Source organism: Accumulibacter sp., from assembly GCF_036625275.1.
In the GTDB taxonomy this organism is placed as follows: domain Bacteria; phylum Pseudomonadota; class Gammaproteobacteria; order Burkholderiales; family Rhodocyclaceae; genus Accumulibacter.
Window position 1 is genome coordinate 1 of the sequence record NZ_JAZKUD010000065.1, and the last position, 22,720, is coordinate 22,720.

At 62.8% G+C, this 22,720-nt stretch carries 15 protein-coding genes, 1 other RNA gene and 1 pseudogene; 11 read left to right on the top strand and 6 right to left on the bottom strand.

The features are described 5' to 3' along the window. Positions 1-162 precede the first annotated feature (162 nt). Both V5B39_RS16485 and V5B39_RS16490 read right to left on the bottom strand, forming a co-directional pair. Positions 163-546, bottom strand: coding sequence for a YajD family HNH nuclease (locus V5B39_RS16485; protein ID WP_332343957.1), 384 nt, complete (start codon positions 544-546; stop codon positions 163-165). A gap of 90 nt (positions 547-636) precedes the next feature. Next, a complete protein-coding gene (locus V5B39_RS16490; protein WP_332343958.1) occupies positions 637-1,803 on the bottom strand; it encodes an alkaline phosphatase family protein in 1,167 nt (388 codons plus the stop codon). A 481-nt stretch (positions 1,804-2,284) separates the two neighbouring features. Here V5B39_RS16490 and V5B39_RS16495 point away from each other — a divergent pair, with 481 nt between their 5' ends. The 10 genes from V5B39_RS16495 (at position 2,285) to V5B39_RS16540 (ending at position 18,736) form a co-directional block, all read left to right on the top strand. After that, entirely contained in the window at positions 2,285-4,300 is a 2,016-nt protein-coding gene (locus tag V5B39_RS16495; protein ID WP_332343959.1) for a methyl-accepting chemotaxis protein, read from the top strand. 59 nt (positions 4,301-4,359) lie between these two features. Continuing rightward, a complete protein-coding gene (locus V5B39_RS16500; RefSeq protein ID WP_332343960.1) occupies positions 4,360-5,190 on the top strand; it encodes a substrate-binding domain-containing protein in 831 nt (276 codons plus the stop codon). Positions 5,191-5,210: 20 nt separating this feature from the next. Then, complete coding sequence (locus tag V5B39_RS16505) at positions 5,211-7,772, top strand: response regulator (protein WP_332343961.1); 2,562 nt, start codon at positions 5,211-5,213, stop codon at positions 7,770-7,772. A 114-nt stretch (positions 7,773-7,886) separates the two neighbouring features. Continuing rightward, on the top strand, positions 7,887-10,067 hold the full coding sequence (locus tag V5B39_RS16510) for a putative bifunctional diguanylate cyclase/phosphodiesterase (protein ID WP_332343962.1): 2,181 nt from the start codon (positions 7,887-7,889) through the stop codon (positions 10,065-10,067). After that, a complete protein-coding gene (locus tag V5B39_RS16515; protein WP_332343963.1) occupies positions 10,064-11,113 on the top strand; it encodes a GGDEF domain-containing protein in 1,050 nt (349 codons plus the stop codon). Before V5B39_RS16510 ends, V5B39_RS16515 begins: the two co-directional genes overlap by 4 nt. A 28-nt stretch (positions 11,114-11,141) precedes the next feature. Continuing rightward, the gene (locus tag V5B39_RS16520; RefSeq protein ID WP_332343964.1) at positions 11,142-12,059 is read left to right on the top strand and encodes a fructosamine kinase family protein; all 918 of its coding nucleotides are present in this window, start codon (positions 11,142-11,144) and stop codon (positions 12,057-12,059) included. A gap of 90 nt (positions 12,060-12,149) precedes the next feature. Beyond that, positions 12,150-13,808 (top strand): hypothetical protein, encoded by a 1,659-nt coding sequence (locus V5B39_RS16525; RefSeq protein ID WP_332343965.1) that lies wholly within the window; start codon positions 12,150-12,152, stop codon positions 13,806-13,808. 25 nt (positions 13,809-13,833) lie between these two features. Further along, on the top strand, positions 13,834-16,512 hold the full coding sequence (locus V5B39_RS16530) for a cation-translocating P-type ATPase (RefSeq protein ID WP_332343966.1): 2,679 nt from the start codon (positions 13,834-13,836) through the stop codon (positions 16,510-16,512). Between the two features lie 3 nt (positions 16,513-16,515). Next, positions 16,516-18,009, top strand: coding sequence for a bifunctional aminoglycoside phosphotransferase/ATP-binding protein (locus tag V5B39_RS16535; RefSeq protein ID WP_332343967.1), 1,494 nt, complete (start codon positions 16,516-16,518; stop codon positions 18,007-18,009). A 343-nt stretch (positions 18,010-18,352) separates the two neighbouring features. Beyond that, complete coding sequence (locus V5B39_RS16540; protein ID WP_332343968.1) at positions 18,353-18,736, top strand: hypothetical protein; 384 nt, start codon at positions 18,353-18,355, stop codon at positions 18,734-18,736. Between the two features lie 133 nt (positions 18,737-18,869). Here V5B39_RS16540 and ssrA read toward each other — a convergent pair. The 4 genes from ssrA to V5B39_RS16560 all read right to left on the bottom strand — a co-directional run bounded on the left by ssrA (position 18,870) and on the right by V5B39_RS16560 (position 22,168). Continuing rightward, positions 18,870-19,168: a transfer-messenger RNA gene (ssrA, locus tag V5B39_RS16545) on the bottom strand. A gap of 18 nt (positions 19,169-19,186) precedes the next feature. Further along, on the bottom strand, positions 19,187-19,510 hold the full coding sequence (fliE, locus tag V5B39_RS16550) for a flagellar hook-basal body complex protein FliE (RefSeq protein WP_332343969.1): 324 nt from the start codon (positions 19,508-19,510) through the stop codon (positions 19,187-19,189). An 86-nt stretch (positions 19,511-19,596) separates the two neighbouring features. Further along, positions 19,597-20,961, bottom strand: coding sequence for a sigma-54-dependent transcriptional regulator (locus V5B39_RS16555; RefSeq protein WP_332343970.1), 1,365 nt, complete (start codon positions 20,959-20,961; stop codon positions 19,597-19,599). Between the two features lie 34 nt (positions 20,962-20,995). Next, positions 20,996-22,168, bottom strand: a complete 1,173-nt coding sequence (locus V5B39_RS16560; protein WP_332343971.1) for a sensor histidine kinase — start codon at positions 22,166-22,168, stop codon at positions 20,996-20,998. Between the two features lie 115 nt (positions 22,169-22,283). Here V5B39_RS16560 and V5B39_RS16565 point away from each other — a divergent pair. After that, positions 22,284-22,720 (top strand): annotated as a pseudogene (locus V5B39_RS16565) (flagellar basal-body MS-ring/collar protein FliF); the annotation flags it as partial.

Consider the following 22,720-nt stretch of genomic DNA (forward strand, 5'->3'; position numbering starts at 1 on the left):
TTCAACAAAATCAAACATTACCGGAGGATTTTCTCACGCTATGAAAAAACCTCCCGCAACTACATGGGCATGTTGCGCTTCGTCTCCGCCCTCATCTGGCTGCGGTGATGTATCAACAGAACCTAGACTCCTCTTTTGGGGCTCCCTCTGAAATGGTGAAAGTCAGCGGCTTTTCAGGAGTTCCTTGAGATTCGCGAACGGCTGCGCTGTCGCCGGCGCCCTGGCCGTCGCGCCGGGGGAAGTGATTCCGACCTGGCGGGCCGCGGCGGCGTCGAGTTCCCTGGCATGTTCGTTATCGTGGCAATAGAGGCATAACAGCTCCCAGTTGCTGCCGTCACTGGGGTTGTTGTCGTGATTGTGGTCGCGGTGGTGAACGGTGAGTTCACGCAGATTCTGGTGGGTGAATTCACGGGCGCAGCGACCACAGATCCACGGGTAGATTTTCAGGGCCTGTTCGCGGTAGCCCGCCTCGCGGCCAAGACGGTTGCGGATCGCGTCGGCGATCAGACGATCGGTGTGTGCAGTTTTAGCAGGGTCGTTGGCCATTGCTGGACTCCTTGTGGAATATGTACGCGATACGTGCGATACGTGCCATACGTGAGGCAAGCCGCTCTGGCCGTCAACAAGCCATGACCGTTAGAGCAGCAGGGCGATCAGCGGAACGCGCATTTCGCTGCTGCTGATGCCACCATGTACGCCGAGCATGGCAAAATGCTTTTCTCCGGGCAGCCAGTCCTTGATCGTCCAGTTGTCCTTCATCACCAGGGTGTAGTCGCCGATCCGGGATGCAAGACGCGGATGATAGGGGGGCGGACCGAACCATCCGCCTGCGATCAGCCGGTCACTGGCGTAGAGGTGGGCAGCACGGGCCAGATGGCGGCGCACATACTCTTCGAAAGCCGGCCGGTTGGCCGCGGCGACGTAGCAATAGGCAACCCGGCGCTCACCGCACAAGGGCCGGAGCAGCAGTGCGGCGAGCTGTGGATGATCGTCGAGACTGATGACTCGGCGGGGGGGAGAATCAATGAAACCATGGTCGGCGGTAAGCAGCACCCAGGTATTGCTGCCACGCAGCTTGCGCAGCAACTCACCGAACAGGGTGTCAACTGTGCTCAGCGTCTGTTGTGCCTGGCGGCTGTCGGTGCCGTAATGATGCGAACAACTGTCGAGGTCGGGGTAGTAGGCATAGATATAGCGCGAACGGTTCGTTTCCTGCAGCAGTTCGCCCAAACAGGCAAACATCTCGGCGACCGAGCTGTAGGCACGGGTCTGCGCCGCACGCGAGTGCCAGGCGTTGAAGGCGCTGCCAACAATGCTTTGTGGCGCCACCACCCAGGACTCGCGATCCAGCCTCTGAAACAGCGACGGATGCTCGAACAGGCGCGACGGCAGAGCGGCCGGTGACAGCCGGGGTGGCCCCCATCGGGGTGTCAGTGGCAGGATGGCCAGAGTCTGGTCGACCTCGTCCAGATGCATGTACCAGCCGGTGAGACCATGCTGCGCCGGCGCGAGACCGGTCATGAAGGTGGTAATGGCGCTGGCAGTGGTCGACGGAAAAACCGAAGTCATGCTGCCGAGCAGGTGGTGTTGCAGATGCGGGCTGCTGGCGTGTCTGGCCAGCGTCCGTTGCCCCAGTCCATCGATGACCAGCAGTACGATATGCCGCGCCCGACCCAGCTGCGCTGCCGACAACGCAGGCAGCGGTGGATAGGGACGGCTGGAACTGCCGCAAGCCGTGGCGATGCTCTGCACCAGATTGACGATGCTGCCGCCCGCGTAATCGGGAAGATGAGTCGCACTCATGATGCGACCATTCTACGCCAAGCGCCAGCGCTGGGGGTTGCGGGGTACGATTGGAAGTGTGGGTCGAAGTCCCTTGTTCGACGGAAAGGCGTTAACATCGATGATCGCCCTCCCCTCGCGGGGGCGAAGGCTGTGTTTCGCCCCCGCGAGGGGAAAAGGGAAACAGCCATGAGGGAAACGGTCATGGCTTTCATGATCAAGGGTACCTGGAAAAGTCATGACCGTTAGCGCAGCGTAACCTGACATTTTCATCTCAAGGATCTGCCCTCGGCTGCCGTTACCACACCAAGGGGGTGCATGAAAGTGTTGAGAGGTACCTACCAATAAGCTCCCCTCGCCCTCGCAGAGACGAAGGCGGGGTTTCGCGGAGGACTGCTCCACGTCGCCGCAACCGGCCCGCGGGTGCAGCGTGGGCCGTGAAAGGAGAAGAGGGGAGATTCGAGAGTTGCATCCGCGACTTTCACATAAAAAGGAAATGCCCATGCCGCATCGCTTCCGCGATCTTGCCATCGCTCTGAAACTCAATCTGGTGCAGGGTCTGGTCCTGCTGGCGATCATTCTTGCCGCCACGGGGTGGACCACCCTGCATCTGCGCGAGCAACTGACCCACTTGGCGCTCGACGACCTCAAACAGATCAATCGCCTGGCCGTATCGATGTTCGAAACCTACGACCGCAGCCTGCGCAACGACATCGAGCGCAGCGGCCGGTTGTTCTCAGGCAGCTTCGACAAGCCGTTTGAACGGGTCGAAACCAGCGCAGCGCCGCAACTGCTGCACGGCGGAACGCGCATCGACGATCGCTTCGAACTCACCGACGGCTTCACGGCCAAGGCCGGAACGGTCGCGACGATCCTGATTCGCCAGGGTGACGACTTCCTGCGCACCGCCACTTCGTTGAAGAAGGAAGACGGCGCGCGGACGACGGGCACCCTGCTGGGCACCGACCACCCTGCCCGCCAGCCGCTGCTCGCGGGCAATCCCTATACCGGCAAGGCCACGATGTTCGGCAGGGATTTCATGACCCACTATATTCCGGTACGCGACGCTGCGGGCAAGGTGATCGGCGCTTTGTTTGTCGGACTGGAATTCACCGAAGGGCTGCAGGCTTTGAAGAAGAGCATCCTGGCGATCAAGGTCGGCAGCACGGGTTATGTCGCCGCACTCGACGCCGGCAAGCAGAAAGGGGTCGCGACCATCCACCCGGCCAAGGAAGGCGCCAACCTGCTGGAAGTCAAGGACAGTCGGGGTTTCGAATTCGTTCGCGAGATGGTCGACAAGAAGTCCGGAAGCATCCGCTATGCGTGGGCAAATCCTGGCGAAACCAGCGCGCGCGAAAAGGTGGCGGTCTTTGATCACTTTCCGGCCTGGGACTGGGTCGTCGTTTCGACCAGCTACGTCGAAGAAATCAGTAGTGTCGCCGACTCCGCTGCCCGTGACATCGCCTGGATGGCGCTGGTGATCATCACCGCCGCCCTGCTCAGCGGCTTCGTGGTGACCCGGCAATGGGTCACGCGACCGCTGCAGGAAATCGCTCTCACGGCCGACCGGATTGCCGCTGGCGACCTGACGGGCAAGCTGACGAGCGACAGCACCGACGAGGTCGGCCATCTGAAACAGGCCATCGGCAAGATGTCGGAGAATCTGCAAACGACGGTCGGCAGCGTCCGCAAGGCCTCGGCAACGATGCTCGAACAGTCGCTCGCACTGGTGACGGCGGCCGAACAGGTCAGCAGCAGCGCGCAGGTGCAGCGCGATGCGGCGACCGGAATGGCGGCTTCGGTCGAGGAAATGAGCGTCAGCATCGATCAGGTGGCCGAGCACGCCCACGCGGCGCAAGAGCTGTCGATTTCCTCCGGGCAGGCAGCGAGCCAGGGCGCCGAGGTGATTCATCAGGCAGTGGGGGCGATGAACCAGATCACCGGTTTCGTTCGTCAGGCCTCGGCAACGGTGAGCGAACTCGGACGCCGTTCGCAGGACATTTCGGCGGTCGTTCAGGTGATCCGCGAGATCGCCGATCAAACCAATCTGCTCGCCCTCAACGCCGCCATCGAGGCAGCCCGGGCGGGGGAACAGGGACGCGGCTTTGCGGTCGTTGCCGACGAAGTGCGCAAGCTCGCCGAAAGGACGGCGACGTCGACGCACTCGATCAGCGAGATGATCGGCCACATCCAGGACGGCGCCAAGGCGGCGGTCCACCAGATGGAAGACGGCGTCGCCCAGGTCGAGCAGGGTGGTGTCCTGGCCGACCGGGCGGGTCAGGCCATCGGCGAGATCGAAGGTCGCACCAACGAGGTCATCACGACAGTCGGCAGCATTTCGAACGCCATCCGGGAACAGAGCCTCGCCAGCCAGACGATTGCCCAGGGGGTCGAGCAGATCGCCCAGATGGCCGAAGCCAGCCACTCGGCGTCCCAGGGAACGGCGCAGTCGGCACAAGCCCTGCGGGGCCTGGCAGCGCACCTCGACCAGGCGCTCGGCTATTTGCGCGTGCGCTGATGTTGGCCACGATCGCAAGTCTCGCTCTCTGCAAGCACCCGAAAATCCGGAGGAATGGTATGCCCATCGGCCTGAACAGGAGGGGTTGCGCGGCAGGGGTCGCCGTATTGCTGCTGCTGATCACGAACTTTGTCCGCGGCGAGCCCATCCGGGTCGGCGGCACCGGCAGCGCGCTGGGCACCATGAAGATCCTGGGCGAGGCGTTCGCCAGGCAGAACGCGTCGAAGATCGAGCTCACCCTCATGCCCAACCTGGGCAGTTCGGGCGCCTTGCGCGCACTGCAGGCCGGCGCGATCGACATCGCGCTGCTCAGTCGTCCACTCAGCGAAGCACAGCATGCGGCGGGACTGGTAGCCTTCGAATACGGACGTTCGCCATTCGTGCTGGTCTCCAGCAAACCGGGGGTCGGGAATCTGACGCCAGCAGCGCTGGCCGACCTGCTTGGCGGTCGCACCCTCACCTGGTCTGATGGTCAACCGGTGCGCCTCGTACTGCGGCCGAAGACCGACATCGATAGCGAGATCCTCGCGTCCTTGTCCCAGGGAATCGCCGAAGCGCTGACGATCGCCTCCAGGCGGCAGGGCATGGTGATCGCCGCGACCGATCAGGAAGCCGCCGACCACGCCGAGCGGCTGCCGGGATCGCTGGCGGTGAGCACGCTGGCGCTGATCGTCTCGGAACGCCGCAAACTGAACGTGCTTTCTTTCGACGGCGTGCCGCCATCGGTGGCCGCCCTCGCCGACGGTTCCTACCGGCATTTCAAGTCGCTGGCGATGGTCACGCGAGGCGCGCCCAGCGGCGCGGCATTGCAGTTCATCGAGTTTGTCCGTTCGCCGCAGGGACGCGCCATCCTGGAAGCCAACGGCCATCTGGTGTCGTTCAAACCATGAAAGGGACGAGACAAATCACCATGGAATGCCTGCTGACCGGCATCGCCGCCGGTGTCAGCCTGACCCTCATGCTGGCGCTGCCTGCCGCATACTACTCGTTTGCTCGCTCCAACCTCGACGCGACACTTGCTGCCGAGAGCGAGATCAATGGTCACCTGGTCACCGGACTGATCAATAGCAATCCCGAGTTGTGGAAATTCCAGCCTGATCGCCTGTTAATGGTGCTCGACCGCCGTCCCAACGATGGCAGCCAGGAGATCCGCCGCGTCTTTGGCAGTGACGACACACTGGTTGCTGCCAGCGACGATCCGCTTCCTCCACCGCTGGTCACGCATGCGACAACAGTATTCGACAGTGGCCACTCGGTCGGTCGCCTGGAGATTGCGCGCTCGCTCCGGCCTATCCTGCTTGGCACGCTGGCAGTCATGGCCTTTGCCATGCTGCTCGGTGCCGGCGTATTCATGGCGCTGCGCGTGTTGCCGCTGCGTGCCTTGCGTCAAGCGCTCGACCAGGTTGAGCAGCACGCGCGGGAGCTGCGCGCTGCCAAGGAGGCCGCCGAAGCGGCCAGCCGCGCCAAGAGCGATTTCCTGGCGACCATGAGTCACGAGATCCGCACGCCGATGAACGGCATTCTCGGCATGACCGAACTGCTGCGCGGCACCCCGTTGAGTCCGCAGCAGCAGCGCTTCGCCGACGCCGTTTATCAGTCCGGCGAGCATCTGCTCGGCATCATCAACGACATTCTCGACTTCTCGAAGATCGAAGCCGGCAAGCTCGAGATCGAGCGCATTCATTTCAACCTCCGGCAACTCGTCGAAGACGTCGCTTACCTGTTCGCCCAGCCCGCCGAAGGCAAAGGGCTGGAAATGGTCTGCGGCGTGCCGCATGATCTGCCGGTGGCAGTCGAGGGCGACCCGATGCGCTTGCGCCAGATCCTGACCAATCTGGTCGGCAACGCCGTCAAGTTCACCCGCCAGGGCGAAGTCGTCATGCGCGTCAAACTGCTGCACGAGGACCCGCAGCAGGCATATTTCCGCTTCGAAGTCGAGGACAGCGGCGTCGGCATCAGCGAAGAAGCGCAGAACCGCCTGTTCAGTGCCTTCGTCCAGGCCGACAGTTCGACCACCCGGAGTTTCGGAGGCAGCGGTCTGGGTCTGGCGATCGCCAGGCTCCTGGTCGGCAGGATGGACGGTCGGATCGGCGTCATCAGCCAAATCGGCAAGGGCTCACTGTTCTGGTTCGAGCTGGCGCTTGTCAAACAGGACGCCGATGCGCGAACGGTGCTCGACCTCACCGGGCAGCTCAGCGGACGGTCGGTCCTGATCGTCGATGACCACGCCACCAACCGCGAAATCCTCGCCCACCAGTTGCAGGGCTGGTCGATGCACTGCGCTGGTGCCGCGAGTGGGCACGATGCCCTGCAGGCCCTCGACCGGATGGGCAGCGAGCGCTGCGATCTGGTGATTCTCGATCTGCACATGCCGGGCATGGATGGCTTCGAAGTGGCGCGCGCGATCCGTGCCGACTCGCGCCACGCCACCCTGCCGCTGATCATGCTCTCTTCGGTCAGCGTCGGCGCCGATGATCCGGAACGCCAGGCGGCACCGATCGACTGCTACCTGACCAAGCCGGTGCGCCAGGCCGACCTGTATGACGCCATCGCCACCACGCTGTCGCTGCAGACGGCAGCGCCGCAGCGCCAACCGTCGCCGCCGATCACCGCGGCAAACGCGGTGCCACTCGTTGGACGGGTACTGATCGCCGAGGACAACCCGGTCAACCAGGCGGTCGCCACCGCCATACTCGATTCGCTCGGAGTGAGCAGCAGCCTGGCCGAGAATGGCCGGGTGGCGATCGAACGGCTGTCGCAGGAATCCTTCGACCTCGTGCTGATGGATTGTCAGATGCCCGAAATGGACGGCTTTGCAGCGACCCGGGAAATCCGCTCACAGCAGCTCGCAGGTCTGCTACGCCATCCCCTGCCGATCGTCGCGCTGACCGCCAACGCGGTCGATGGCGACCGCGAGCGCTGTCTCGCCGCCGGCATGGACGATTACCTGAGCAAACCCTTCACCGCCCAGAGCCTGTCGTCGATGCTTGTGCGCTGGCTGCCGCGTGCGGACACGGGCGCAGCGACGTCCACCCCGGCAGCGCTTCCGCCACCCGCACAGCACAGCCCGGCAGAGACTGCCGATGCCGAGCCGGCGATCAATCCGCGCGCCCTCGACAGCATCCGGCAACTGCCGGGGGCCAACGGCGCGCTGCTGGTGGGCAAGGTGATCGACGCCTACCTCGCCGATGCCCCGGCGCGCCTGGCACAGATGCACGCGGCAACCGGCGCCAACAACGCCGATGCCTTGCGCAAGGCGGCGCATGGCATGAAGTCGAGCAGCGCCAACGTCGGCGCCGAGCGTCTGGCAGCACTGTGCAAGGACCTGGAGATGCTTGGCCGCAACGGCACCCTCGAAGGCGCCAGCTCCCTGCTGAAGAGCGCTGACCAGGAACTGCTGCGCGTCCTGCAGGCGCTGATGGACGAACACGCAGCCATGTCCCGGTCTTTGACGACAGACCTGTCTGCTTGAGGCAACCTTCCCATGTGAGCAGCTTCGGTCTATCCTTCTGCGTTGCTTGCCACCCGACGGCCCGATCGCAGTCATGTCACCCGCGGCGGGGCTCGAACATCAGGAAGATCGACCATGCTCTCGAATACAGCGCACGCACTGCCAACGGCGCTGATCGTCGACGACGACTATGTGATGCGGATGCTGGAACGGGAGACGCTGGCCCAGTTCGGGTTCGACGTGCTCGAGGCCGCGGATGGCGAACAGGCCCTCGACATGCTGGACGATCCGCCGCCGGACCTGCTGCTGCTCGATCTCGAGATGCCGGGCATCGATGGTTTCGAGGTCTGCCGTCGCCTCCGTCAGCGCTGGGACATGGCGCGGGTGCCGGTGATCGTGGTCACCGGCATGGATGATCTGGCGTCGATCAACCAGGCCTACGAGTCAGGCGCCAACGATTTCGTCGCCAAGCCGATCAACTGGCCGATCCTCGGACATCGGGCGCGCTATGTGTTGCGCTCGGCGCAAGCGGCGCGCCAGTTGAGCGAACTCAAGGAAAAGCAGGCGGCGATCATGCGGGCGATTCCCGACATGATCTTCGTCATGGACTGGCAAGGCACCTACCTCGATTACAAGCAGGGCTACGCCACGACGGCCTTCGTTGCCGCCAACGAATTGCTCGGCAAGAACATGGCGGCGGTCCTGCCCGCCGAGGTGGCCAGGCCGATCCAGCAGGGGATCGAACTGGCGCTGTTGCGAGGTCATTTGCAAACGGTGCTCTACAAGCTGCCGATGCCGGACGGCAACCACCATTACGAAGCGCGCATCGCGCCAAACGGGGTGGACAAGGTGGTGATCGTGGTCCGCGACATCACGACCCAGAAACTCAACGAGGACAAAATCCGCCGTCTGGCCTACTTCGACACGCTGACCGGCATGCCGAACCGCCAGAGCTTCCTCGAACGCCTCGACCAAGAGTTGGCGCGCGCGCGCCGAAACCATCGCCAGTTAGCGCTGCTGTTCCTCGATCTCGACGGCTTCAAGCGCATCAACGATACGCTCGGCCACAGTGCCGGCGACTACCTGCTGCAAGCCGTCGCCGAGCGGATGAAGGAAAAGCTGCGCGCCGGTGATTTCGTCGCCCGGCCGGCGCTGGATGAATCCGGTCTGCACTTTGCCCGTCTGGGCGGTGACGAGTTCACCGTCGTCCTGCCCGATGTCGACGAGACCCATACCGTCAGCATGGTCGCGACGCGACTGCAGGCGCTGCTCGCACAGCCTTTCCTGATCGGCACCCAGGAAATCATGGTCACTTCGAGCATCGGCATCGCCCTCTTCCCCGCTGACGGTGACGATGCCGCGACGCTGCTCAAGCACGCCGATACGGCGATGTACCATGCCAAAGATCAGGGACGCAACAACTGGCAGTTGTATCACCGGTCACTGACGACGCAGACGACGGCGCGCATGGCGCTCGAAAGCGACATTCGCAAGGGTCTCGAACGAGGCGAATTCTGCCTCTTCTATCAACCCCAGGTGAGCGCCGCGGACGGCACGATCGTCGGCGTCGAAGCGCTGATCCGCTGGCAACATCCGCAGCATGGGATGGTTTCACCGGCACAGTTCATCCCGGTGGCCGAAGAAAGCGGTCTGATCGTTCCGATGGGGGAATGGGTGCTCCAGGCTGCCTGCCGGCAGTTGCTGGAATGGCAGCAGCGCGGAGGGTGTAGCGCGCGGGTGGCGGTCAATGTGTCGGCGCGCCAGTTGCGCTCGCCGGGTTTCCTCGACCGGGTCGCGGCAATCATTGCCGAGACCGGCATCAGCGCCGAGCAGCTCGAACTGGAATTGACCGAAAGCATCCTGATGGATCCGGAATCCAGGCAGGTTCAGGGGTTGTATCGCCTGCGGGCGCTGGGGGTGCATTTTGCGATCGATGATTTCGGCACCGGCTACTCGTCGCTTTCGTACATCAAGCGCTTCCCGATCGGCATGCTCAAGATCGACCAGAGTTTCGTTCGTGGATTGCCCGACGGTGCCAACGATGCGGGGATCGCCACCGCGATCATCGCCATGGCGCGCAGCCTGGATCTGGAGGTGATCGCCGAAGGTGTCGAAACCCGTCAGCAATGCGAATTTCTTCTGCAGGCGAAATGTTCGAAGCTGCAGGGCTATCTGTTCAGTCGTCCACTGCCGCCCGGCGAGGTCGAAATCCTCCTGCGTCACGGCAGCATCCCCCTGACTGGTGGCCATACTACCCCAAGCCAGGCTCTCTCAGACAAAGCCTGCAACCCGCTCCAGGAGACCAGTGCACCATGAAGTATCGTCACAGCACCGCACAGAGCGCGGCCTACCTGCGACTCGCACTCAAGCACATGAGCCAGCAGGAAGCCGGCCTGCACCCGGCAAGCTATGCCCTGTGGTACGAGTACGTGGCAGGCACCAACCCGGAACTGAAGGCAGCGGTGGACGCGCAGCTCGAACGCGACGGGCGGTTGAACGAGGCCACCACCCATGCGCTCTACGCCAGACATGTGGCCGACTTCGATACACAAACGGCCTTGCGCATCGGCGACAGCGTCAACCAGATTGTCGAACAGATCTCGGAGTCGGCGACCACCGCCGGCGAGCAGGCGTCCCGCTTTGGCGGTTCGCTGGAGAGCTGGACCGACGCACTGAACCTGCCAACTGGCCACGGGCCGTTGGCCAGCGGCGTTGAAGACATCCTGCGCGGCACCCGGGAAATGCAGGCGGCGATCAGGGTATTGCAGACACGGCTCGAGGAGAGCCGGCACGAAGTCCAGCAACTGCGGCAGGAAGTGGCCCGCGCCCGTGAGGAAGCGTTGATCGATGCGCTGACCGGGCTGGCCAATCGCAAGGGCTTCGATCTGGCACTCGACGCCTGCCTCAAGGAGGTCACTCCCGAGACGCACGGGCCGTGCCTGCTGATGATCGATCTGGACCATTTCAAGCGGCTCAACGACACCCTGGGACATGTTTTCGGTGACCAGGTACTGAGCAGTGTCGGCCAGATCCTGCGCGCAAACGTCAAGGGCAAGGATACCGCGACCCGTTACGGTGGCGAAGAGTTCGCAGTCATCCTGCCGCACACGCCTCGCGGTGGAGCCATCGGCCTGGCCGAGGCGCTGCGCGCGCTGGTCTTTGCCAGCCGGGTCCGGCGCAGTGGTGAAAAGGAAGCCTTGATCGGCAATATCTCGGTCTCGATCGGGGTCGCCGACCATATTCCCGGCGAGTCCGCCACCGAGTTCGTCAGCCGCGCCGATCGAGCCCTTTATACGGCCAAGGCACAGGGACGCAACCGCGTCGTGCTGGCGCCACGACCACCGCCTGCCGGGGTCAAATAAGTCGCCAGCCGGCGGCAGTCAGAACACCATGAGTCCGCATGATTGCCATCTGGACAGCACGCTGCAAAAAGCCTTGAGTGAGGTGATCGGCAGCGACAGCGGATCGTCGCCGGGCATCGACTCTGTCAGCGACATCGGCGGCGGCTCGATCTCGCGCGCGCTCCTGGTCGAGAGCGCCGGGCAGCGCTATTTCGTCAAACTGAACGACGCCGGTCTGGCCGAAATGTTCGCCGCCGAAGCCGACGGCCTGAGCGCGCTGGCCGGCTGTTCGGCAGTGCGGGTGCCCCGTGTTTTCGGGCACGGCGTCGCTGCCCGGCAAGCCTATCTGGTGCTGGAATACCTGCCCCTGCAAGCCTTGCGCGAACGAACCCAGGGTCGCGCAGCCGGGCATGCCCTGGCGACCCTGCACCGCATCCAGGGCGCACAACATGGCTGGCACCGCGACAATTTCATCGGCAGTACGCCGCAGTCGAATGCCCCGCATCGCAACTGGCCTTTCTTCTTCGCCCACCAGCGTCTGCTGCCGCAGCTCGAACGGGCCAAGCGACACGCACAGCACGACAAACTGATCCGTAGCGGCGAACGTCTGAGCGAAAAACTGGCGGCGCTGTTCGTCGATCATCAGCCACAGCCGAGTCTGCTGCATGGGGATCTATGGCATGGCAACGCCGCCACCGACACGTCGGGAACGCTGGCATTGTTCGATCCGGCGGTCTATTTCGGCGACCGCGAGGCTGACCTGGCGATGAGCGAGCTGTTCGGAGGTTTTCCGGACAGCTTCTACGCTGCCTACCGCGAAGCCTGGCCACTCGACGACGGTTTCGAACAGCGCAAGACGCTCTACAACCTCTACCATGTACTCAACCACCTGAATCTGTTTGGCAGCGGCTATCTGCACCAGGCCGAGCGCATGATCGCCAGGCTGTTGGCAGAAATCGCCGGCTGAAGCCTGCGGCCTGTACATGGCCTGTACATTTTTCCTTGCTGACTGCAATACCTGCCGTTCGGCGGGCTCATCTGATCCGGAGAGATGCCCATGGAAATCGCAACCAACCTTGCCAAGCTGCGAGTCAGGCATTTCCGCCAGATCCTCCTGTGGCCGCTGCAGTTGATGCCCCTGCCCGACGATGGCCCGTTGCAGAGCCACAGCCAGTTGCTCGAGCAGGTTTCGGCCGATAACCCGTGGCGCGAACTCGCGGACGAATTCTGCGGCGACCCGGAGCAATTCCACGAGCGCCATTACAGCGAATTCGTCACTTTCCTGCCCTATGTTCAGCGTTTTCTGTACGGCGAGAGCGGTGGCCAGGAGGCCTCGCCGCACGCTGGAGAATCGCCGATCCGCATCTTCCGCCGCCACGACGTGGCAAAAGTGCGCATGACCTTCAAGGAGATCGATCAGCCGATCGACTTCGACATCGTGCATCTCGACCTCTATTTCTTCTACGACATCGATGTCGTCATCCTGGTCGTCGAGATCGCCGCCGACGACCTCGAGCTGCGACAGGTACAGGACACGCTGTACCGCTTCGGTCGCGCGTATCCGCCGTACTGGGATGAGGATGGCAGTGGCGGCCACTGCCTCAAGCGTGCGGAGTGGATCGGGTCAGATGGCCAGGTGCTGTCCGTTTCCGACTACGAGAAGCGCAGCAAATACCTGTCGTTCGTTTCCCGCTGCCGGGCGCCGTGCATCTCCTCGCACTGGGAATTCCTGCTCCGCCCGCTGGTGCAGCACCACTCGGGCGAGGTGGGCCTGGTGCGCTACCGACAGATCGAGTATCACCGCATGCCCCTGCTCGCCTACCTGGCCGTAGACGATCCCCGCGTCCTGACGCGCGGCGACTTTGCCCGCCTGGTGCTGGTTGCCGGCCCGGGAAAGCCCGGCTCGCTGCCCTACTCCGACCAGCACCTAGAGGGTTTCGAATCACGCTATTGCTATGACCGCTACTGGCACCCGCAAGCCGAGCCACCGGGAACCCGGCTGATGTCCTGCGGGCACGCATTCGTGATGGTCGGCAGTGCGCGCGAGGCCTATTTCACCGGTCTGGAAAACGGCCTCCTCGGCCAGTTTCGCCACCAGTTCTTTTTGCTTTTTCTGATTCCCCACTTCCACAAGGCAGCGCTGCTGATGCTCTCGGATCGGCTGGTTGCTGCGCTCAACCGGCTCGAAATCGGTCACGCCGAATCGGTCAAACAATTCAAGCGCGCAATCCGGCAGATCCTCGAGGTCTTCCTGCGCTTCAGTCATCGCTACTGGTTCCACGAGGTCTCGGACCAGATGCAGGCGCGCGCCCTGTTCAGGATCACCAGCGACCATCTCGGCACGGAAAGTCTCTACACCGAGCTACGCGAGGAGATCCAGGACATGAGCCAGTACCTCGACAGCGACAGCCTGCGCCGGCAGGCCAATACAGTCGTCCGGCTCACCGTGGTGACCACTGCCGGTCTGGTGGCGACGATCACCACCGGCTTCCTCGGCATCAATCTGATCGATGCCGCCCACGATGAGCTGATCGACCGGATCCTCTTCTTCGCCCTGGTGGCCATCCCGTCGGTGCTGCTCACGGGTTTTGCGGTCGTCAAGTCGAAACCGCTCTCGGATTTCCTCGAGGCGCTCTCCGACGAACGCCTGTCGCATCGCGACAAGCTTGCTGCCTTGCTTCCCGTCTGGCGCAGGAAACAGCCACCGAGAGCGTAGAGTGGATTGAAAGGATCGTCCCGAATTGCGCATTCATTCTCTTGGCATCGAACAGGCGCTGGCCAGCCTGAACACCTCGGCTGCCGGCCTCGACACCAGCGAGGCGGCACGCCGTCTGGCCGAGTACGGTCCCAACCATCTTGAGGAAGTCGCGCGCGAACACCTGTTGCTGCGCTTCGCACAGGAGTTCACCCACTTTTTCGCGATCATCCTGTGGATCGGCGCCGCGCTGGCGTTCGTCGCCGAACATTTCGATCCCGGCCAGGGCATGGCGCGTCTGGGCGTGGCCATCGTCGGGGTGATCATCATCAACGGCATCTTCTCGTTCTGGCAGGAATACAAGGCAGAGCGGGCAGTCGCCGCACTGCGCCAGTTGCTGCCGCAGAAAGTGAAGGCGCTGCGTGGCGGCGAGATCGTCGAGATTCTCGCCAGCGAACTCGTGCCGGGCGACATCGTGCTCCTTGAAGAAGGCGATTTCGTTGCCGCCGACTGCCGCGTCACCGAGGCCTTCGGCTTGCGCGTCAACCTGTCGACAGTGACCGGCGAGTCGCTGCCCCAGGCTCGCAACATCGAGCCGAGCACCGAAGAGTCGCCGCTGCACGCCAGGAACATGGTCCTCGCCGGCACCTCGGTCGTTTCGGGGCAGGGACGCGCCGTGGTATACGCCACCGGCATGCGCACCGAGTTCGGCCGCATCGCCCATCTGACACAGACCGCAGGCGAAACCTCCTCGCCGCTGCAGCGCGAGATTGCTCGCCTGTCGCGCATCGTCGCCAGTCTGGCCACGGGCATGGGGGTGACACTGTTCCTGGTCGGTCAGGCCATCGGTCTGCCGACCTGGGAGAACCTGCTGTTCGCCATCGGCATCATCGTCGCCAACGTCCCCGAGGGGTTGCTGCCGACCGTCACCTTGTCATTGGCCATGGCCACGCAGCGGATGGCCAGGCGCAACGCGCTGGTACGCCACCTGCCGGCAGTCGAGGCGCTTGGCTCGACGACGGTGATTTGTAGCGACAAGACCGGCACGCTGACCCAGAACCGCATGTCGGTACATCAGATCTGGGTCAGCGGTGCTTTCCTGGCATGCGCAGAGCTGGGAGCACGTGCCCACCTGATCGGTGATCACCGCGAGCTGTTCGTCAATGCCGCGCTGTGCCACAACCTGAAGGAAATCGAAGAACAGGGTCGGCACACCCTGCATGGCGATCCGATGGAAATCGCATTGGCCGAGATCGGCCGGGAAATGGCCGGCGATCTCGGGGGATTCAGCCGCCTTGACGAAATTCCTTTCGACACCGACCGCAAACGCATGTCGGTGCTTTGCAAGACACCGCAAGGCCGCATGCTCTATTGCAAGGGTGCCCTGGAGACGGTGCTCGCCAGTTGCCAGTTCATTCACCTCGACACCGGCCTGGCGCCACTCGACCATGCCAAACGCGCCCGCCTGCTGGCGGCACAGGACGAGATGGCTGGCGCCGGACTGCGCGTTCTGGCCTTCGCCCATCGAACCGTCAGCGAGGAAGGCTTGCCGGAGGAGGAACAGGGAATGGTCCTCGCCGGGCTGATCGGCCTCGAAGATCCCCCCCGCGCCGAAGTACCGGAAGCCATCGCACGCTGCGTCGCGGCCGGCATCCGGATCATCATGGTGACCGGCGACCACCCACGCACGGCCCTCGCCATTGCCCGCCAGATCGGCATGGTCAGAGGCGAGCGGCCGGTAGTGGTGAGTGGCGAGCAACTGCGCCTGATGTCACCGACGCAACTGCAACTGGCGCTCGACGCCCCGGAAATCCTTTTCGCCCGCGTCGCGGCCGAGCAGAAGATGCGCATCGTCGAGGCCCTGAAGAAAAAGGGCGAGATCGTCGCCGTCACCGGCGACGGCGTCAATGATGCGCCGGCCTTGAAAACCGCCGACATCGGCATCGCCATGGGCATCGGCGGCACCGATGTCGCCAAGGCCGCGGCTGACCTGATCCTGCTCGACGACAACTTCGCCAGCATCGTCGCAGCGATCGAGGAAGGGCGCGCGGTCTTCGAGAACATCCGCAAGTTCCTCACCTACATCCTCAGCTCCAACATCCCCGAGCTGCTCCCCTATCTCGCCTTCGTCCTGTTCCGGATCCCGCTGCCGCTGACCATTCTCCAGATTCTGGCGGTCGACCTCGGCACCGACATGCTGCCGGCGCTGGCCCTCGGCGCCGAAAAACCCGACCCGGCGGTGATGACCAGACCCCCGCGCACGCGCAGCGAGCGACTGCTGTCGTGGGGTCTGATTGCGCGGGCCTACCTGTTCCTCGGCATCCTTGAAGCAGCGGCGGCGATGGGTGTATTCTTCTTCGTCCTCGATACCGGCGGCTGGCATTACGGTGACTTCCTCGACTCGCACCAGCCGCTCTATCTGCAGGCGACCTCTGCCTGCCTGGCGACGATTGTGGTCACCCAGATGATCAACGTCTATCTCTGCCGCCACCCGCAGCGCTCCCTGCTCAGCTACGGCCTGGGCGGCAATCGCTATCTGCAGATCGGCATCCTGGCCGAGCTGGCGGTGATCCTGTTCATCCTGTATACGCCGGCCGGCAACTGGCTGTTCGGCACAGCGCCGATCAGCACCGCCACCTGGCTGCTGGCGGCGGCCTGCGCGGCCACCATGTGCCTGCTCGAGGAGCTGCGCAAGCGCTGCCTACGACAGGCCGTGCAGGGCTGATCGATGCGCGCTCCCCTGCCACCGCTGATCAACGCGCTGCTCGATCCGGCACGCTATCCCGATCCGGCGCAGCAAGTCGAGCTCATCGAGACGCATGCCTCATGGCTGCTGCTGGCAGGTGATTACGTGTACAAGATCAAGAAGCCGGTCGTTCTGCCCTTTCTCGACTACGGCACGCTCGAGCAGCGGCGTGCCTGCTGCGAAGCCGAACTGCACCTGAATCGCCGTTTCTCTGCGCAGATCTACCTGGAAGTCGTTGGCATCACTGGCTCTCCCGAAAACCCGCAGATCGGTGGCCCCGGCACGGCCATCGAGTTCGCGGTCCGGATGCGCCGCTTTGCCGAGGCCGGCCGCCTGGATCACCTCTGTAGAAACGGCCGACTGCATGCTCGACAGATCTCCGAACTCGCCGCTACGGTGGCCGAATTTCACGAGCGTGCGGCATCGGCTCCTCTTTTGACACGCTTTGGCGAACCGGAACAGATACTCTCGCCAGTACTCGAGAACTTTAATGAACTGCCTGAGCTGCTGACCGGGAACGAAGAACAGGCGCGATTGACGCGGCTGGCAGCATGGACAAGCAGCGAGTTCGCGCGCCTGACACCGCATTTCGCCGCCCGCAAGGCCGCCGGACGGGTGCGCGAGTGTCACGGCGACCTGCACCTTGGCAACCTGGTATTGATCGACGGACAGGTGCAGCTCTTCGATTGCATCGAGTTCAGTGAGGATCTGCGCTGGATCGACGTCAGCAGTGAGATTGCCTTCACCTACATCGACCTCTACGACCAGGGTCAGGCCGGCCTGGCCGGCTGGCTGGTGAATGAGTGGCTCAGTTGCAGCGGTGATTACGATGCGGTGCGGGTATTGCGCTTCTATGCCGTCTATCGCGCGCTGGTACGGGCCAAGGTAGCCGCCCTCCAGGCCAGACAGGCGAACGCCGATCTCGACCAGGCGCTGGCCTACCTGGCGCTTGCCGAGCGCCTGGTGACGCCGCCGCCAGCACGACTGATCATCACCCACGGTGTCGCCGGCTGTGGCAAAAGCCGTGCGTCCAGACGCCTGTTGCTGGGCGACCAGGCGGCAGCGACGCTGCGCCTGCGCTCCGATGTCGAGCGCAAGCGCCTGTTCGGTCTCGCGCCCACCGCCAACAGTCAGTCTGCGCCGGGCAGCGGCATTTACGCAGGAAACGCCACTGATCTCACCTACCAGCGGCTGCACACACTGGCCAGCGAGTTGCTCGCCGCCGGCTGGTCGGTGATCGTCGACGCCGCTTTTCTCGAGCGCTCGCGGCGTGACGCCTTTCGCGCGCTGGCCGAGCGATCGGGAGTAGCGTTCCTCATCGTCGCACCGCAGGCCACGCCGGCACAATTGCGCGCGCGCGTCGCCGGCCGGCAGGCAAAAGGCCATGACGCTTCCGAAGCGACCCTCGCGGTGCTCGAACGGCAGTTGGTGCAAGTCGAACCCTTGTCTGCTGACGAACTCGAATCCCGGCTCTAAGGACCCGACCTGGTTCCGGCGAACGGGGTGTCCTGCCTGACGCGTATGCCCGCTACTGCCTGGTGTCGGAAAACTTTACACCGAGATCCCGGAAAAGCCTTTTATCATCAAAAAATCATTGATTTCATAAATGAATACCCTATATATCAAATATGGCGTGGTTTTTGCTTAACGTTGAATACTTTTGTCTGTCCAGCACGTTCGGACTCTGCCCCGAATCTGCTCCTCTTGGCAAAGACCAGGATGGAAATACCCACAGAATCGATTGATGGCTTGAAATTTTGCTTGGAATTTTTGAAGAACGCCACGGCGCTTGGCGTTTCGCATAGGGTGGAGCAGCGTAATGAACATTCTCAATAACTGGAAGATGCTGGACCTGATCACCCGTGACGGCGAGTCTCTGGTGTGCGTCGAAGGACGCGTGTATGGCAGCAATCCTCGCTTCCCGGCTTCCTCGCACATCCGGACCTCACCCGTCACCGGTTACAGTGTTGATGCCACCTCGATGGTCATCATGACCAGACGTGGCTCGGCGTACCTGCTTGGCAAACCTGATCCCTCACAGATCTTTGCTCAGCAGCGGCTCATTCGACGCCTGTCACGCCTGGGCCAGATACCGGCATCAGGTTTCAACGCACTCGAAACGCAGTTGACCGATTTCACCGTGCAACTCACCGATTTGACCAGCTTCAGCGAACACCCTGATGAAATCGTGAAGGAACCCTGATACGGACGAGGCCGGCGAGTCGTCAACGTCTTTTGCGTCGAAGAAGAATGCGTAACAGAGGAGAGGGCACGGAACGACAGGGAAGTTGACGACGACCGGACGGAAAATGGCGGCGGAAGGGCTGAAACCAACATAACGACGGGGGCCGAGGCCCCCGTCGATAGCCATTCTGTTTATTGGACGGCTACGTCCTCAGCAGGCCTAAGCGGCCAGTGCGAAACGCTCATCGTTGGCGTTTGTGGTTTTGCTCGGATTACGTCCGTCGCCTTTCGGGTTGCCTGCTCACCATCTGTCACCCTGTCGAAACCAGTACACCCCCGCAGTGGTGGAGGTGGCGGGAATCGAACCCGCGTCCAGAACGCTTCCGGGTTGCCGGAATTACAACCATGCCTGCCATTATGGGGACAGTGACCTGCAAACACAAGCGCGTCCCGCGAAATTTGCCTTGTGTCAGACCTGCATGTTCATTACGTCATGGTAGGCCGAGACGAGCTTGTTGCGGACCTGGATCATTTCCTGGAAAGAGATGTTGGCCTTTTGCAGCGCGATCATCACATCGTGCAAATTCTCGCTGCTATTGCCGGTGGCAAAATTTGCCGCTATCGCATCTGCCTTCTGCTGCGTCTGGTTGACCTCGGCTATCGAAGCCTGCAATACCTGGGCGAAGTCGGTTCCACCGCCAGAGGTGCTCTGCGCCTCGGCGACACGCCCAGCGGCCGCCGCCGAGTTCGCGCGCAACATGCTCAACATCTGATCAATACCCTGGGTATCCATTCACTTCTCCAAACTCGCTCCGTGATCTCGGAGCAAAAAATGCGCCAGGCCTTTCACAATCTCCACTCGGCCATCGACCAGCCCCATCAGTCCTTGAGAAAGCCCTCCAGACGATACTGTCGCAACTTGTAACGCAGGGTTCTCTCAGGCATCCCGAGACGCTGCCCGGCCAGTTTGCGCGAACCACCCACCGCCTCCAGGGTTTGCAGGATATGCTCGCGCTCCACCTCCCGCAAGTCTTCGGTTGGTCGGGCCCGGCAGGGCAGGACACCCACCGTCGGGACGATTTCGGTCGGTCGCCCTGCCGTCGGGTCGACGCGACGTTCGAGCGCGAGAGGCAGGGCATCGACGTCGACGAGGTCGCCAGCGGCCAGAATGACCGCCCGCTGGATGATGTTTTCCAGTTCACGGACGTTGCCCGGCCAGGCATGGCACTGCAGGGCAGCCTCGGCGGCGACGGACAGGCGCAAGTGCGGACGACCCGATCGACTGCCATGGGTGGCCAGAAAATGACGCGCCAGGGGAATGATGTCCTGGCTGCGCTGCCGTAGGGCCGGGATCAGTAGCGGAAAGACGTTGAGCCGATAGTACAGGTCCTCGCGAAACAGGCCCTTCGCCACGCTGTCGGCGATATCCCGATTGGAGGTGGCGACGATACGGATATCGAGGCTGACCGGCTTGCTGCCGCCGACACGCTCGACTTCGCGCTCCTGGAGAACGCGCAGTAGCTTGGCCTGCAGGCCAAGCGGCATTTCGGTGATTTCGTCGAGCAACAATGTCCCATGCTGGGCCTGTTCAAACTTTCCAGCCTGCGCGTGCTGAGCACCACTGAAGGCTCCCTTTTCATAACCGAAAAGCGTCGCTTCCAGCAGACTATCCGGAATCGCCGCACAGTTGATGGCAACGAACGGGCCCTTGCGGCGCCCCGAGTGCTGGTGGATATAGTGCGCCACCACTTCCTTGCCCACCCCACTCTCCCCGCTCAGCAGGACCGTGGCGTCGGTCTGCGCGACTCGCCTGGCCAGCGCGAAGAGATTGCTGGTCATCGGGTCGATGGCGATCACCCTGTCGTCGTCGGGAGTTTCCGGCAGGCGATAGCGCAGCACATGTTCGAGCAGCGCCTTGGGCTCGAAAGGCTTGAGCAGGAAGTCACAGGCACCAGCCCGCATGGCCTCGACAGCGCGGTCGACGTCGGCGAAAGCGGTCATTAGGACCACCGGCAGGGACGGGAAGCGGCTGCGGATTTCTTTGAGCAGGGCAATGCCATCGACCGGCAACATGCGCACGTCGCTGACGACCAGCGACACGGCATGCCTGACGAGCAGTTGCAGCGCCTGCTCACCTCCGCCAGCAGAGATCACCGTCTGCCCCGCCAGTTCAAGGGTATCGCAGATCGCCTCACGCAGTGCGGCGTCGTCTTCAACAACCAGAATCGGCAATCCTTGAGCCATGATGTTTCTGTTTCCTCAGTGTGTCCCTGTTTCCTCAGTGCAGTTGCGCTGCCGCCGTTTCGACCGGCAACAGGATCACGAAATCCGAACCCTCACCAGGGATCGAACTGACACTGATGGTCCCGCCGTGTGTGCGCACCACGCCCAGGGCGATGGCCAAACCGAGCCCGGTGCCCTGTGCTCGTGTGGTAAAGAACGGATCGAAAACGCGCAGTTGTACCTCGGGTGCGATCCCGGAACCGGTATCACGCACGCTGATGCGCAACTGCCGACCGCACTCACTTGCCGAAAGGGTGACTTGCCCGCCTACCGTGGAGGCTTGCAAAGCGTTCTCAAGCAGATTCACCAGGGCTCCGGCCAGGGCTTTTCGGCTGCCGGTGACGATGACCCTGGCAGCGTTACAGATCACCCGGAAGGCAACCTGCTTCTCCAGAAACAGTGGCTGCACGGTCTGCGCGGCGTCACCCAGCAGTTCTGCGGCAGACATCGTATCGCAGCCGATGCTCTCGCCGCGGGCAAACAGCAACACCTCCTGAATCAGGCGCTCGAGGCGTTGCAGTTGCGCCGTCGTCTTGCCGGCAAAACGGAGGCGCGCTGCATCGGCGAGATCTGCCTGACCGAGATTGGCGCTGTAGAGCAAGGCCGTCGCCAACGGGGTTCGCAACTGGTGTGCCAGCGTAGCCGCCATCTCGCCCATGGCCACCAGGCGCTGATGACGTTCCAGTTCGGCCTTGAGGTCGTGCGCCGCAGTCACATCATGGACCAGCAGGATTCGTCCGCCGGCCGAATCGAGCGGACTCTCGACGACGGCCAGGCGACGCGCATCGAAATGCCATTCTCCCGGCGCTTCGGTTGCCACCAGTCTTTCCTCCAGCACGACCGGCCAGAACTCACCGATGATCGTCGCTCCGAACATCTCGCAGGCCGCCGGGTTGGCCTCGCTGACACAGGCGGCACTGTCGAGCACCACCACACCGGCAGGCAAGGCATCGAGCAACAGCGAAAGACGTTCGGAAAGCGCCTCCTTCTCCTCGTATTGCCGGCGCAATTCGCCATTGGCAACCGCCAACTCGGCCGTCAGCGACTCGACACGCCGCTGCAGCCCCTGATACGCCTGCGTCAAAGCCTGTGAAACCTGGTTGAAGACATCGAAAGCCCGTTGCAACTCCTGTGCTTCATGACCCGGCATGGGTGCGACTTCGCTCATCGGTTGGCAGCTCCCGTACAATAAACGGCTACAATAGCATTGCAATTATCAGCTTTTTTTCGCTTTTTGCCTGCTTGATCGTAGTTGATCGCAGGCTCATCACCGTATCACAAGCATGGCGACAGCCGAAACCACTCCGACAGAAGCCGTGGGCAGTCCGCTCGATCGCGTTCGCGAGGCGCTGGGACGCCTCGACAACAAGCAGAAAGTACTGCTGATGGTCTCGATCGCGGCCGTCATCGCCCTGCTCGTCGCGGCGGGAACCTTGTTCAGACAAAACGAGTTCAAGATACTTTTCTCCAACATCTCCGAGCGGGATGGCGGGGCGATCATTGCCGCCCTGGAGCAGATGAACATTCCGTACAAGTTCAACGACTCGGGCAACGCCATCCTGGTGCCCATCAACCGGGTTCATGATGTGCGCCTGCGGCTGGCCTCACAGGGGCTGCCCAGGGGCGGAGCGGTTGGTTTCGAGCTGATGGAGAGCCAGAAATTCGGCATCAGCCAGTTTGCCGAACAGGTCAATTATCAGCGCGGCCTGGAAGGCGAACT